We start from the raw sequence: 13,006 nt of genomic DNA on the forward strand, positions 1-13,006 counted from the left end.
GAACCGCTGCGGCAACCCCGACCGCGACGTTATGCGCGCAACGCAGCGCCGGGCCAGCGCCCGGCCTGCACGAGTTCGCGCGCAACGTCGGCGAGCACGACGCGGGCCGCAAGCGCGGCGGGCGAGAGTTCGTCGTCGGAAACACTGGCGAGCAGATTGGGGCGCAATGCGTCGCGGTCCGCAACGCGCACGCTCGCGAGCGCGCCTGGCGCGACGCGCGCGAGGGCCGCGCCAGGCTGGATCGTCGCGGCGAGGCCGTGGCAGACGGCGTCCATCAGCACGGCGAGACCGTCGACTTCCGCGACCACGTTCGGTGCGCTGCGCGCGCGCTCGAACGCCTTCGAGAGCAGGCTGCGCAAACCATGCGACCCGCTCGGCAAGATCAGCCGCAGATCGCCGAGCTTCGCGAGCGCGACGCGCGAACCCGTCGGCATGCCCGCGAGATCCTTCGCGCCGATCACGAACAGACGCTCGTCGAGCAGCGGCATCACGCTCCAGCGCTGCGCGGGCTCCTCGCGGAAAATCACCGCGAGATCGATCTGCCGCGCGCCGAGCATCGACCCAAGATAACCCGAGAGACTTTCGACGATACGCAGACGCACATCGGGATAGCGCTCCTGCATCGCGCGCATGAACGGCACCGCGAGCACGCCGCTCGTGCTGGGCGCGAGGCCCACGCTCACCTGCCCCGAGAGGCGCTTTTCGCGCGCGGCGGCCGCGGCGGCATCGACGTGACGCAGCGCGAGCTGCGCCTGACGCCAGAATGCGAGACCCGCGTCGGTGGGCACGACGCCGCCCGAAGTGCGCTGCAGGAGACGCGTCGAGAGTTCGCTTTCGAGCCGGCTGATCTGCTGGCTCAGCGCCGAGGTGACCATCCCCAGTTCGAGCGCCGCACGGCCCATGCTGCCGTGCTCGATCACGCTGACGAAATAGCGCAGTTGGCGTAGCTCCATGTTCTCTCCGCTCGCGGCTCCGGTGGCGACAGACGCTATTGTCGATAGCGACGCCGCAAAACGCAAACACGGCGCGCAACGAAGCTGCTATGCGGACGCATCAGCAATCATTTGGCATCCGAACTATCTTGCTCGAACGGCGAGTGATTCAAGGACGGCGCGCGCTCAGCGCGACGACGCTCCCCTCACGATCAGCCGACGAAGTGCCGCAACAGCCCCGTCGCCACTACGCCGATCACCACGGTCGGCAGCAGCGAAAGCCGCATGGCGGCGGCGAGCGTGACCGCGAGGCCGAGCAGATCGGCGGGACGGCTGGAAACAAACGCGGGCGCGATCACCGAGATCAGCACGCAGCCCGGCACGTTCTGCATGATCGCCTGCATGCGCGGGCTCAGCGTGCGATCGCGCAGCACCACGAAGCCGACCACGCGCGTGGCATAGGTCGATGCCGCCATCAGCACGATGACAAGTACGGTGGTCCAGTCAAGCATCGCGCTTCTCCATGGCAACCGCCGCGAGCAGACCGGCGCACGCGCCCGCCGCAACATACCACGCGCCCGGCACGAGGCGGTACGTGACGCCCGCCACCACGAGGCTCACGAACCACGGGCTCGACGCCCGCGCGCCCTTCCACATGCCCTTGAGCAGCACGAGGAAAACGGCCGTGAAGGCCATGTCGAAGCCGTAGCGCTCGACATCGCCGAGCACCGGGCCGAGCACGGCGCCAAGTGCCGTGAACGCGACCCACGTGAGCCACAGGTTGACGGCCGCGCCGAGGTAGTAAGCGAGGCTGATCGAGTCCTGCTTGCGGCCGTTGGCGTCGGCGAGCGCGAGCGCCCAGCTCTCGTCGCACATCAGGAACAGCGCGGCCAGCGCGCGCGGCAGCGGCACGTGACGCAGGCGAGGCGCGAGCGCGGCGCCCATCAGGATATGGCGCGCGTTCACGAGCAACGACATCAGGACGATCAGCGCGATATGCGGCGGCGAGGTCCACAGACGGACGGCTGTGAACTCCGAGCCGCCCGCAAAGTTCATCCCCGTCATCATGGGCACTTCGAGGACGCTGAGGCCCTTCTGGGCGGCCTGCGCGCCCAGCACCAGCGCGAACGGCACGAAACCCAGCATGACGGGCAGCGCGGCGCGCATCCCTCGGGCCATTTCGGCGCGGACCTGCGAGCCGCGCGACGCCATCGAGGGCGAATACAAACTGCTCATTACCTTTCCTTCAACCAGATCTTCAATCAAGCGACGAGCACGAAGCCTACCGCGCCAACCGGGCGTCGGGCTTGAACGTTCCTGCGGTCGGCGTGTGGCCGTACGGCGCTCGGGGCGGCGCATATCCGGCGCATATCCGGCGCATGGTCGGCACGAATGCGCCCTGAATACCGCCGACATGCACCCCGGCGCGCGAGAGGCGCTATTGTCGTCATCGCGCTTACAAAAAGCAAACGCCGCATATCGACGACGCACAAGCAACGCACCCAAGGCGGCAACCGCTGATTCACGCGGCAACCAGCCGTTCGCTTTCGCGCGCGCGCAGGCCAGGCGACAATAAACCGGAGCCCGCTCCAGCCGCCCATCCGTCACCATCTTCACCGAGAGTCACGCATGAATCAGGCATTGCCCCCGTCCGCCCCGCTCGCGCCCCACGACATCGTCGCCGCCGACGCGCTCGAACTCTCGCAGTGGATCCGCCTGCGCAAGGTCTCGTGCCGCGAAGTGATGCACGCCTTCCTCGACCACATCGCGCGCGTGAACACGCCGGCCAACGCCATCGTGTCGCTGCGCGAACGCGGCGCGCTGCTGGCCGAAGCCGACGAACGCGACGCGCAACTCGCGCGCGGCGAGTATCTCGGCTGGCTGCACGGCATCCCGCAGGCGCCCAAGGATCTTTCGGCGACGGCCGGCCTCGCCTCGACGCAAGGCTCGCCGATCTTCCGCAACGAAGTGCCGAAGACCGACGCGCTGATGGTCGCGCGGCTGCGTGCGCAAGGCGCGATCTTCATCGGCAAGACCAACTCGCCGGAGTTCGGACTGGGCTCGCACACCTACAACACGGTGTTCGGCACCACGCTCAACGCGTACGATCCTGGCCGCAGCGCGGGCGGCAGCAGCGGCGGCACGGCCGTGGCGCTCGCGCTGCGCATGCTGCCGGTCGCCGACGGCAGCGACATGATGGGCTCGCTGCGCAATCCCGCGGGCTGGAACAACGTGTTCGGCTTCCGGCCTTCGCAGGGCCGCGTGCCGGCCGCGCCCGCCGTCGATCTCTTCTACAACCAGCTCGGCAGCGCGGGGCCGATGGGCCGCAGCGTGCCCGACCTCGCCATGCTGCTGGCGACGCAGGCGGGCTACGACGCGCGCGCGCCGCTCTCGCTCGGCGACGATCCCGCGCAGTTCACGGCGCCGCTCGCGCGCGAGTTCGGCGGCACGCGCATCGGCTGGCTCGGCGACTACGGCGGCTATCTGGCGATGGAAGACGGCGTGCTCGCGCTCTGCGAGACGGCGCTCGGGGACTTCGGCGCGATCGGCTGCTCGGTCGAGGCCGCGCGCCCCGACTATCCGATGGAGAAGCTCTGGGAATGCTGGCGCACGCTGCGCCATTTCTCGGTGGCGGGCACGCTCGGCGCGCTCTGGCGCGATCCCGCGAAACGCGCGCTGCTCAAGCCGGAAGCGCAATGGGAAGTCGAAGGCGGCCTCGCGCTCTCGGGCGAGGACGTGTGGCAAGCCTCGGTCGCGCGCAGCCAGTGGTACAACGCGCTGCTCGCGCTGTTCGAGCAGTACGACTACCTGGCGCTGCCGAGCGCGCAGATCTTCCCGTTCGATGCGAACGAGCATTGGCCGAAGTCGATCGCGGGCCGCGCGATGGACACCTATCACCGCTGGATGGAAGTGGTGATCGGCGCGAGTCTCGCCGGGCTGCCCGTGGTGAGCGTGCCGGCCGGCTTCAACGCGCAAGGGCTGCCGATGGGTCTGCAACTGATCGGCAAGCCGCGCGCGGACTTTTCCGTGCTGCAACTGGCGAACGCCTATGACGAGGCGACGCGCTGGGTGAAGCGGCGCGTGCCCGCGAGCGTCGCGGTTTAAACACAACGAGTGGACAAGAAAAAAGCGGCGCAGATGCGCCGCTTTTTCATTTGAGCCGAAGGACTTCAGGCCTTGATCGCACGCGCCGCATTCCTGCCGCGCAGCCATTCGAGCGCCAGCAGCAGACAGGTCGAAAACACGATCAGGATCGTCGCGAGCGCGGCAATCGTCGGACTGATGTTTTCGCGGATGCCGGTGAACATCTGGCGCGGCAGCGTCGTTTGATCGGCGCCCGCGAGGAACAGCGTGACGACCACTTCGTCGAACGACGTCGCGAACGCGAACAGCGCACCCGAAATCACACCCGGCGCGATCACGGGCAGCGTGATGCGGAAGAAGGTCGTGACCGGATTCGCGCCCAGCGAGAGACTCGCGCGCACGAGATTGTGATTGAAGCCCGCGAGCGTCGCCGACACCGTCGTCACCACGAAGGGCACGCCCAGCGACGCGTGCGCGAGAATCAGCCCGATATACGTGTTGGCGAGGCCGAGCGGCGCGAAGAACAGATACATGCCCACGCCCACCACCACCACGGGCACGATCATCGGCGAAATGAGGATCGCCATCAGCAGCGACTTGCCGCGGAAATCAGCCTTGTTCAGACCGATGGCCGCGAGCGTGCCGAGCACCGTGGCCACCACCGTCGCGAGCGGCCCGACGATGAAGCTGTTCTTCGCGGCCATGCGCCACTCGTCGGACATCACGAGGTTTTCGTACCAGCGCAGCGACCAGCCCGGAATCGGATAGACGAGAAACGTGCTCGACGAGAACGACAGCGGCACGATCGCCAGCACGGGCAGGATCAGATACAGCAGCGTGAGCACGGCAAGGCCGCGCAACGTGAAGTACCAGATGCGTTCGATGCCCGAGGTATGCGGCGCAAACAGCGGTTTCGCGAATTTCATGACGTGGCCTCCGTTAGCCGAGGCTCAGGTTCGTGCGCGTGAAGCGCACGTAGACGAAGTACAGCACGGTCGTGGCGGCGAGCAGCAGCGCGCCGAGCGAGCACGCCATGCCCCAGTTGATCGACACGTTCGTGAAGTACGCCACGTAGTAGCTCACCATCTGGTCGGCCGGACCGCCGAGCAGCGCGGGCGTGATGTAGTAGCCGATCGAGAGGATGAAGACGAGCAGCACGCCCGCGCCGATGCCCGGATAGGTCTGCGGCACGTACACGCGCCAGAAGGCCGCGAACGGATGGCTGCCGAGCGAGACGGCCGCACGCTGAAACGTCGGCGGAATCGATTTCATCACGCTGTAGAGCGGCAGCACCATGAAGGGCAGCAGAATGTGCGTCATCGAGATATAGACGCCCACGCGGTTGAACAGCAGCGCGAGCGGCGACGAAATGATGCCGGTGCCGATCAGCGCCTTGTTTACGAGCCCTTCGCTTTGCAGGATCACGATCCACGCGGCCACGCGCACGAGAATCGACGTCCAGAACGGAATCAGCACGAGGATCATCACGAGATTCGCGCGGCGCTCGGAGAGCGTCGAGATCCAGTAGGCGAGCGGATAGCCGAGCGCGAGCGCGAACAACGTGACGAACACGCTGATCACGAAGGTGCGGCCGAAGACGGCGAGATAGATCTGCTGCTCGGGATCGGCGGCCACGATGCTGCCGAATGCGTCCTGCTTGTGATCGAGCGACGCGAGCAGATAGAACGGCGAATAGCGGCCGCTGTTCTTCGCGATGGCTTGCCAGTACGCGACGTCGTTCCAGCGGTCGTCGAGTTCGACGATTTTGGCGCGCGTCTGTGCGGGCGTGAGTGTGAGCGGCTTGCCGTCGTCGTCGGCGAGCGGCATGGCGCGCGCGGTCTTGGCGACGAGCGAGCGGTAGCCCGCGATTTCCACGTTCAGGCGGCGCGCGAGCGCGCCCATGGCGTCGCCGTCCTGCACCGCGGTGAGGTCCTGCGCGAGCGCGGCATACGCCGCGTCGGGCGGCGCGCTCTTGCGATCCCAGCCGTGCAGCGCCGCGACCGTGTGCGGCAACGCGGTGGCCACTTCGGGATTCTGCACGGCGCGCGTGAGCAGCGCCGCGATCGGCACGACGAAAATCAGCACCAGAAAGATCGCCAGCGGCGCGATCAGCAGCAGCGCCATCGTGCGTTTCTTCGCCTGCGCGAGGCGCAGCTCGCGCTTGAGGCGCGCGCTCGATTCGCCTGCGTTGTCGGCGACTTGGGTCGCGGTCGTCATCGTTGTCACATCAAGTCTCCTGCACTGCCTCCGTTGCCGCGCGGCGCGCCCCGCGAAAAACGAGGCGCGCCGCGCAACGGATACTTCAACGGTTCATGCGTTGATTCAGGCGCTTACTTCGCGGCCCACGATGCGAAGCGCTGCTCCAGTTCGTCGCCGTGGTCGGTCCAGAACGTGAGGTTCTGCTGCACCGCGTTCTTGCCGTTGGCCGGCGAGTTCGGCAGGTTTTCCAGCGTCTTCTCGTCGAGCGCCTTGATGGCGTTCTGGTTCACCGGACCGTAGGCGATGTGCTTCGCGTACTCCTGCTGCGGCTTCGGCGAGAGCGTATAGGCGATGTACTTGAGCGCGGCGTCCTTGTTCGGCGAGCCCTTCGGAATCGCCCAGTAGTCCAGATCGTAGATGCTGCCGTTCCAGACGACCTTGAGGTTCTTGCCTTCGCGCTGCGCGGCGTCGATGCGGCCGTTGAAGGCCGTGGACATCACCACGTCGCCGGCCACGAGGAACTGCGGCGGCTGTGCGCCCGCTTCCCACCACTGGATGTTCGGCTTCAGTTCGTCGAGCTTCTTGAACGCGCGGTCCTGACCCGCCTTCGTCGAGAGCACCTTGTAGACGTCCTGCGGCGCGACGCCGTCGGCCATCAGTGCGAATTCGAGGTTGTACTGCGCGCCCTTGCGCATGCCGCGCTTGCCCGGGAATTTCTTCGTGTCCCAGAAGTCGGCCCAGCTCGTGGGCGCGGTCTTGAGCTTGTCGGCGTTATAGGCGAGCGCCGTCGACCACACGAAGAAGCCCGCGCCGCACGGCTGCTGCGCGGCCTTGATGAAGTCGCTCTTGTTGCCGAGCTTGGACCAGTCGAGCTTTTCGTACAGGCCTTCGTCGCAGCCGCGCGCGATGTCGCCCGTTTCGACTTCCACCACGTCCCAGTTGACGTGCTTCGCCTCGACCATCGCCTTGACCTTGGCCTGCTCGCCGTTGTACTCGACGGTGGTGATCTTGGTACCCGATTGCGCCTGGTACGGCTCGTTGAAGGCCGCCTTCTGCGCGTTGCCATTCGCGCCGCCGAAGTTCACGACCGTGAGTTCCGCCGCGTGCGCCGCGCCGAACGAGAGTGCGAGCGTGGCCGCGACCGCCGCAACGCGCATGTTGCCGATCTTCTTCATGGTGAGTCCCTTCTCCTTGGTGGTTGTCTTGCCGGGCCCTTCAGCACGCAAGGCGTGGCCCGGTCGTCTTCACGCGAACACGCGCAGATGTTCGGGCGCAAACTCGAGCGCGACCGGCTGACCGGGCGCGAAACCGGCGAGCGCCGCGGTGCCGAGCGGCACCTTCACGAAGCACTCGTCCTGCTGGGGCAGACCGCAGCGCATGCGCACGTGGTCGCCGTAATAGATCAGACTGCGGGCCTCGCCCGCGATGGCGTTCGCACCGTTCAGCGCGCCATTCGACAAGCCGTTCGCGGCGAGCTTCATGCGCTCGGGACGGATGCACGCGATGGCGTCGGCGCCCGCCTGCGCGCCCGCAACGTTGCGGCCCTTGAGACGCGTGCCGTCGGCCAGATGGATTTCGCAGAACTCGCCTTCGACGGAGGCGATCTTGCCGCGCAGGCGATTGCTGTCGCCGATGAAGTTCGCGACGAACTCGTTGCACGGCGACTCGTACAGGCGGTCGACGCTGTCGAGCTGCTGCACGATGCCTTTGTCGAACACCGCGACGCGGTCCGACATCGTGAGCGCCTCGCCCTGATCGTGCGTGACGTAGACGAAAGTGACGCCAAGCTTCTCGTGCAGCGACTTCAGTTCGTACTGCATATGTTCTCGCAGTTGCTTGTCGAGCGCGCCGAGCGGTTCGTCCATCAGCACGAGCTTGGGCTGGAACACCAGCGCGCGCGCCAGCGCGATACGCTGCTGCTGACCGCCCGACAATTGCGCCGGGTAACGCTTCGCGAAGCTTTCCATGCGCACCATCTTGAGCGCATCGTTCACGCGCGCGGCGCGCTCGCCGGCGGGCACCTTGCGCACGCCCAGCGGATACGCCACGTTCTGCTCGACCGTCATGTGCGGGAACAGCGCGTAGTTCTGAAACACCATGCCGATGTCGCGCTTGTGCGGCGGCACGTTGTTGAGCAGCTTGCCTTCGAGACGGATCTCGCCGCCGGTGGGAAACTCGAAGCCGGCGAGCATCATCAGGCACGTGGTCTTGCCCGAGCCGGACGGCCCCAGCAGCGTCAGGAACTCGCCCTGATAGATGTCCAGATCGAGTTGCTTCACGACCAGCGTTTCGCCGTCGTAGGTCTTGCGCACGCCGCGAAAGCTGACGATCACGTCCGAGTGCTTCATCGCCCAGTCTCCTGTCTCTATTCCCGTATTGCCGCGAGCCCGTATTGCCGCGAACCGCCGATCCGGCGCGATTAAATAAATTCTGTCGCTTGCATTAACCAGATCTGACGTGCGGATTACTATAGTCTGTCCCGGCTCTATCCAATGGAGCCATTTCATTATTCCTGATGGAACCACTTGGTCATGGTCATCTTGTCCGACTGGCTGGCCGCGCAGCTTGACAAAAACGACGTCGAACCCGTCTACCGGCAGCTCCTGCGCCTGATGCAGCAGGCCATTCTGACCGGAAAACTCGCGCCCGGCACCAAGCTGCCCAGCTCGCGCACGCTGGCCGGCGATCTCGGCATCGCGCGCAATACGGTGCTGCACGTCTACGACCAGTTGAGCGCCGAAGGCTACGTGCTCTCGACCACCGGCAGCGGCACCTATGTGGCCGACACGCGCCCGGATTCCGCCGCGGTCGGCCCGCGCGCGACCGCGGCCACGCCGGACGGCGCCGACGCGTCGGCCGCGAATGCCGCGAATGCCGAACCGGCGGCGTGCCCGCGCGGCGACATGTCGGTGCGCGGGCAGCGCCTGATCGACGAAGCGGGCGTCTCCGCCAAGCAATGGGGCGCGTTCATGCCCGGCGTGCCGGACGTGGCCGAGTTTCCCGCGCGCACCTGGAGCCGCCTGCAATCGCGGCTCTGGAAGTCGGCGAGCCACGATCTGCTCACCTACGCGCCGGGCGGCGGCTATCGGCCTTTGCGGCGCGCCTTGTCGGACTATTTGCGCGTCGCGCGCTCGGTGCGCTGCACGCCCGACCAGATCATCATCACCACGGGCATTCATCAGTCGATCGATCTCGCCGTGCGGCTGCTCGCCGACCACGGCGACCGCGCGTGGGTCGAGGAACCGTGCTACTGGGGCGCGCGCAGCGTGCTGCAGGCCTCGGGCATCAAACTCGCGCCGATTCCTGTGGATGCCGAAGGATTGAATCCGCGCGAATCGGACCTGCGCCATCCGCCGCGCATGGCGCTCGTCACGCCGTCGCATCAGTATCCGCTCGGCATGGTGATGAGCCTCGCGCGCCGCCGCACGCTGCTCGAATACGCGCGCCAGCACAAGGTCTGGATCATCGAAGACGATTACGACAGCGAGTTTCGCTACGGCAGCCGGCCACTTGCGTCGCTGCAGGGGCTCGACGAATCGGATCGCGTGATCTATGTGGGCAGTCTCGGCAAGCTGCTGTTTCCGGGTTTGCGCGTGGGCTATATGGTGGTGCCGGAACGACTCGCGGCGACCTTTCGCACCGGTGTGGCGGAACTGTATCGCGAAGGTCAATTGATGCAGCAGGCCGTGCTGGCCGAATTCATCATGGACGGCTATCTGACTTCGCACGTACGCCGCATGCGCACGCTCTACGGCGAGCGTCGGCAATTGTTGATCGATGCCGTGACGCGGCATTTCGGCGACGCGCTGCCCGTGATGGGCGACGAAGCCGGTCTGCATTTCGTGCTCAGACTGCCGGATCATTGCGACGACCGCGTGGTGACGGCGGCGGCCTATGACGCGGGCGTGATCGTGCGGCCGCTTGCTTCGTATTATCTCGGCAAGCAGCAACGCAAAGGATTGCTAACCGGTTACGCATGCGTGCCGCACGAGCACATCGAGCCAGCGTTCGACACGCTCGCGCGCGTGATCGAGAAACATGCGTTCGGGAAACGCGCGGCGTGAAGCGAAGCGAAGTGAGGTCAGAAATCGCGGTATATCTATACCGTTTTGTCTTTTCATCGATATCAAAACGGTAATTTCCCTTCGTGCCGTAGTTGCCTATATTCATTTTCAACCCAACTCCATAAAAGCATTCGTCGATTACGCGGCGCCGCTCGTTGCCACTGGAAATCAAGTGTCGACGTGACGCACCGCACTGAATTCACGACTGCTTTTGCCTTGAGTGAAGTCGAAAATGCATTTCCCCAAAGACGCTCAACCGGACCCGTCGCCGATCGAACTGGTCTGCCCCGCCGGCAATCTTCCCGCACTGAAGATCGCGGTCGACAATGGCGCCGACTGTGTCTATCTCGGCTTTCGTGATGCGACAAACGCACGCAACTTTTCCGGGCTGAATTTCACGCGCGAAGCGATAGAAACCGGCATTCGCTACGCGCATGCGCTCAAGCGCAAGGTCTTTCTCGCGCTCAACACCTATCCGCAACCGGACTCGATCGCGAACTGGCACAGCGCCGTGGATGCCGCCGCGGATCTCGGCGTCGATGCCGTGATTCTCGCCGACCCCGGTCTCATGCGTTACGCCTCGCGACATCACCCGGGGTTGCGATTGCATTTATCGGTGCAGGGATCGGCGACCAATCATCAGGCGGTCAACTTCTATCACGAGCAATTCGGCATTGCGCGCGCGGTCTTGCCGCGCGTGCTGTCGCTGTCGCAAGTCGAGCAGTTGATCGGCGAAACGCCGGTCGAAATCGAGGTATTCGGTTTCGGCAGTCTGTGCGTGATGGCGGAAGGCCGTTGTGCGCTGTCGTCGTATGTGACCGGCGAATCGCCGAATCTGAACGGCGTGTGTTCGCCCGCGAAAGCCGTGCGCTGGTTGCAGACGGCGGCGGGACTCGAATCGCGGCTCAACGGTCTGCTGATCGACCGCTACGACGTCAATGAAAAGAGCGGCTATCCGACGCTGTGCAAAGGACGTTTCGTGGTCGAAGGCGAAGCGTATTACGCGATCGAAGAACCGACCAGCCTGAACACGCTCGAACTGCTGCCGAAGCTGATCGAGATGGGCGTACGCGCGGTGAAAATAGAAGGACGGCAACGCAGTTCGGCGTATGTCGAACAAGTCACGCGTGTCTGGCGCGAAGCGATCGACCAGTGTTTGCGCGACCCGCTGCGCTTTCGCGTTCAACCCGACTGGCAGACGGATCTTTCGCGGCTTTCCGAAGGACATCAGCAGACTTTGGGCGCACTGCATCGCCCCTGGAAATGAGTCATTGCCACGCGCATCGCACGGAGCGTCAATCTTGAAGATCTCGCTTGGACCCGTTCAATATTATTGGCCGCGCACGACATTGCTCGCGTTCTACGAGCGCGTGGCGACCCTGCCGGTCGATATTGTCTACCTCGGCGAAGTGGTGTGTTCGCGCCGCCACGAAATGCGGTTTTCGGACTGGATGGACGTTGCCGCACGCTTAACCGATGCGGGCAAGGAAGTCGTACTGAGCACGCAAACCTTGCTGGAATCCGGCAAGGACATGCGCGTGCTTGCGGACATCGCGGATAACGGCTGCTACGGCGTCGAGGCCAACGACGTGGGCGCCGTGCAGCGTACGCGAGGAAAGCCCTTCGTTGCAGGCGCATCGCTGAATATTTTCAATCCGCCGACACTCGACATCTTCGCGGAGGCAGGTGCAAAACGCTGGGTGGCGCCGCACGAAATGCATCAGTTCGATTTGCGCGCGTTGCAGCATGCGCGACCGGCCGGCATGCAAACCGAGGTGCTGGCTTATGGACGTTTGCCGCTGGCGTATTCCGCACGCTGTTTCAGCGCACGCAACCGCAATTTCCCCAAAGACAATTGCCAGTATGTGTGCAAAGACTATGCCGACGGCATGCTGCTGGAAACGCGCGAATTGCAGCCGCTTTTCGTGCTCAACGGCATCTCCACGCAGACCGCGCATATCTACACGCTGATCGACGAAATCGGCACGATGAAAAACATGGGCGTCGATATCGTGCGCATCAGCCCGCAGCAGCATCACACCGAAGAACTTGTGTCGCTCTTTCACCGCGTCATTCGCGAGCCGTCCGAATCCGCGGATGCCTTGGCGCACATGCTCCCCTTGATGCCCGCCGCGCCGTGCAATGGCTATTGGCATTCGAAACCCGGCTTCGAATTCGTTCGATCCTGAATGGATGCCGTGCAGAGGACCTGAAATGAATGAACTGTTTCATCGCATTCCGTCGCCCGTCAAGCGCATGCTGTCGCTGTTACCCGCGTATCCCGGCACGATACTGTTCGCCAGAGCGCTGAATCTCGCACTTCGCCCCCATCTTCCCGGCGATCTGAAATCGTCGATCGAGGGGCGCGCGCTGCGCATCGACGTGAAAGATGCGGGCCTCGTGCTCGATTTCATGTTTCGGGCGAACGCCTTTCATGCGTTGCGCTCGTCCGGGCAACCCGATCTCGTCATTAGCGCCGTTGCGCGCGATTTTTTCGCGCTCATGCGCCGTAAAGAAGATGCCGATACGCTTTTTTTCAGCCGCCGTCTCGTGATGGAAGGCGATACGGAACTGGGCGTGTGCATCAAGAGTTCGCTCGATTCGATCGAATGGCCGTGGTTCGAATTTGAGCGAGTGTTGGGACGCATTCGCGGCAAGGTGGCGGGAAGCCCGTGAAGGTTCGAAATGCAGTGACGTGGTGTATTGCTGCAATGGCGCAAACCCGGC

General features: G+C 64.7%; 12 protein-coding genes. 5 read left to right on the forward strand and 7 right to left on the reverse strand.

Annotated features, from left to right (window positions below):
- Positions 1–29: 29 nt before the first annotated feature.
- The 3 genes from BMY06_RS00085 to BMY06_RS00095 all read right to left on the reverse strand — a co-directional run bounded on the left by BMY06_RS00085 (position 30) and on the right by BMY06_RS00095 (position 2,168).
- Positions 30–953, reverse strand: coding sequence for a LysR family transcriptional regulator (locus BMY06_RS00085; RefSeq protein WP_065065341.1), 924 nt, complete (start codon positions 951–953; stop codon positions 30–32).
- 191 nt (positions 954–1,144) lie between these two features.
- On the reverse strand, positions 1,145–1,444 hold the full coding sequence (locus tag BMY06_RS00090; RefSeq protein ID WP_065065340.1) for an AzlD family protein: 300 nt from the start codon (positions 1,442–1,444) through the stop codon (positions 1,145–1,147).
- Entirely contained in the window at positions 1,437–2,168 is a 732-nt protein-coding gene (locus BMY06_RS00095; protein WP_065065339.1) for an AzlC family ABC transporter permease, read from the reverse strand. The genes BMY06_RS00090 and BMY06_RS00095 overlap by 8 nt, the downstream gene beginning before the upstream one ends.
- 393 nt (positions 2,169–2,561) lie before the next feature.
- Between BMY06_RS00095 and BMY06_RS00100 the strand changes: the two genes are divergently transcribed.
- On the forward strand, positions 2,562–4,037 hold the full coding sequence (locus BMY06_RS00100; protein WP_074980965.1) for an amidase: 1,476 nt from the start codon (positions 2,562–2,564) through the stop codon (positions 4,035–4,037).
- A 65-nt stretch (positions 4,038–4,102) separates the two neighbouring features.
- On the opposite strand, the gene BMY06_RS00105 is transcribed toward BMY06_RS00100, so the two are convergent.
- The 4 genes from BMY06_RS00105 to BMY06_RS00120 all read right to left on the reverse strand — a co-directional run bounded on the left by BMY06_RS00105 (position 4,103) and on the right by BMY06_RS00120 (position 8,563).
- Positions 4,103–4,942 (reverse strand): ABC transporter permease, encoded by an 840-nt coding sequence (locus BMY06_RS00105; protein ID WP_065065337.1) that lies wholly within the window; start codon positions 4,940–4,942, stop codon positions 4,103–4,105.
- A 13-nt stretch (positions 4,943–4,955) separates the two neighbouring features.
- On the reverse strand, positions 4,956–6,233 hold the full coding sequence (locus BMY06_RS00110) for an ABC transporter permease (RefSeq protein ID WP_065065336.1): 1,278 nt from the start codon (positions 6,231–6,233) through the stop codon (positions 4,956–4,958).
- Positions 6,234–6,346: 113 nt separating this feature from the next.
- Positions 6,347–7,372: an ABC transporter substrate-binding protein gene (locus tag BMY06_RS00115; RefSeq protein WP_231957773.1), complete on the reverse strand. Its 1,026-nt coding sequence runs from the start codon at positions 7,370–7,372 to the stop codon at positions 6,347–6,349.
- 87 nt (positions 7,373–7,459) lie between these two features.
- The gene (locus BMY06_RS00120) at positions 7,460–8,563 is read right to left on the reverse strand and encodes an ABC transporter ATP-binding protein (protein WP_065065334.1); all 1,104 of its coding nucleotides are present in this window, start codon (positions 8,561–8,563) and stop codon (positions 7,460–7,462) included.
- Between the two features lie 177 nt (positions 8,564–8,740).
- Between BMY06_RS00120 and pdxR the strand changes: the two genes are divergently transcribed.
- The 4 genes from pdxR (at position 8,741) to ubiT (ending at position 12,955) form a co-directional block, all read left to right on the forward strand.
- Positions 8,741–10,279, forward strand: coding sequence for a MocR-like pyridoxine biosynthesis transcription factor PdxR (pdxR, locus tag BMY06_RS00125; RefSeq protein ID WP_110325665.1), 1,539 nt, complete (start codon positions 8,741–8,743; stop codon positions 10,277–10,279).
- Between the two features lie 232 nt (positions 10,280–10,511).
- Positions 10,512–11,546 carry a ubiquinone anaerobic biosynthesis protein UbiU gene (gene ubiU / locus BMY06_RS00130; protein ID WP_110325667.1) on the forward strand — a complete coding sequence of 345 codons (1,035 nt, stop codon included), beginning with the start codon at positions 10,512–10,514 and terminating at the stop codon, positions 11,544–11,546.
- Positions 11,547–11,580: 34 nt separating this feature from the next.
- The gene (gene ubiV, locus BMY06_RS00135; RefSeq protein WP_074980968.1) at positions 11,581–12,468 is read left to right on the forward strand and encodes a ubiquinone anaerobic biosynthesis protein UbiV; all 888 of its coding nucleotides are present in this window, start codon (positions 11,581–11,583) and stop codon (positions 12,466–12,468) included.
- A gap of 25 nt (positions 12,469–12,493) precedes the next feature.
- Positions 12,494–12,955 carry a ubiquinone anaerobic biosynthesis accessory factor UbiT gene (gene ubiT, locus BMY06_RS00140; RefSeq protein ID WP_065065330.1) on the forward strand — a complete coding sequence of 154 codons (462 nt, stop codon included), beginning with the start codon at positions 12,494–12,496 and terminating at the stop codon, positions 12,953–12,955.
- Positions 12,956–13,006: the final 51 nt, after the last annotated feature.

Source organism: Paraburkholderia tropica, assembly GCF_900109265.1.
GTDB lineage: Bacteria > Pseudomonadota > Gammaproteobacteria > Burkholderiales > Burkholderiaceae > Paraburkholderia > Paraburkholderia tropica.

What these genes read in the sequence shown, in the direction of transcription:
- BMY06_RS00110 (WP_065065336.1), bottom strand. Translation starts at nt 6,233, where the DNA reads ATGACGACCGCGACCCAAGTCGCCGACAACGCAGGCGAATCGAGCGCG.
- BMY06_RS00105 (WP_065065337.1), bottom strand. Translation starts at nt 4,942, where the DNA reads ATGAAATTCGCGAAACCGCTGTTTGCGCCGCATACCTCGGGCATCGAA.
- BMY06_RS00115 (WP_231957773.1), bottom strand. Translation starts at nt 7,372, where the DNA reads ATGCGCGTTGCGGCGGTCGCGGCCACGCTCGCACTCTCGTTCGGCGCG.
- BMY06_RS00120 (WP_065065334.1), bottom strand. Translation starts at nt 8,563, where the DNA reads ATGAAGCACTCGGACGTGATCGTCAGCTTTCGCGGCGTGCGCAAGACC.
- BMY06_RS00085 (WP_065065341.1), bottom strand. Translation starts at nt 953, where the DNA reads ATGGAGCTACGCCAACTGCGCTATTTCGTCAGCGTGATCGAGCACGGC.
- ubiT (WP_065065330.1), top strand. Translation starts at nt 12,494, where the DNA reads ATGAATGAACTGTTTCATCGCATTCCGTCGCCCGTCAAGCGCATGCTG.
- BMY06_RS00095 (WP_065065339.1), bottom strand. Translation starts at nt 2,168, where the DNA reads ATGAGCAGTTTGTATTCGCCCTCGATGGCGTCGCGCGGCTCGCAGGTC.
- BMY06_RS00090 (WP_065065340.1), bottom strand. Translation starts at nt 1,444, where the DNA reads ATGCTTGACTGGACCACCGTACTTGTCATCGTGCTGATGGCGGCATCG.
- BMY06_RS00100 (WP_074980965.1), top strand. Translation starts at nt 2,562, where the DNA reads ATGAATCAGGCATTGCCCCCGTCCGCCCCGCTCGCGCCCCACGACATC.
- ubiU (WP_110325667.1), top strand. Translation starts at nt 10,512, where the DNA reads ATGCATTTCCCCAAAGACGCTCAACCGGACCCGTCGCCGATCGAACTG.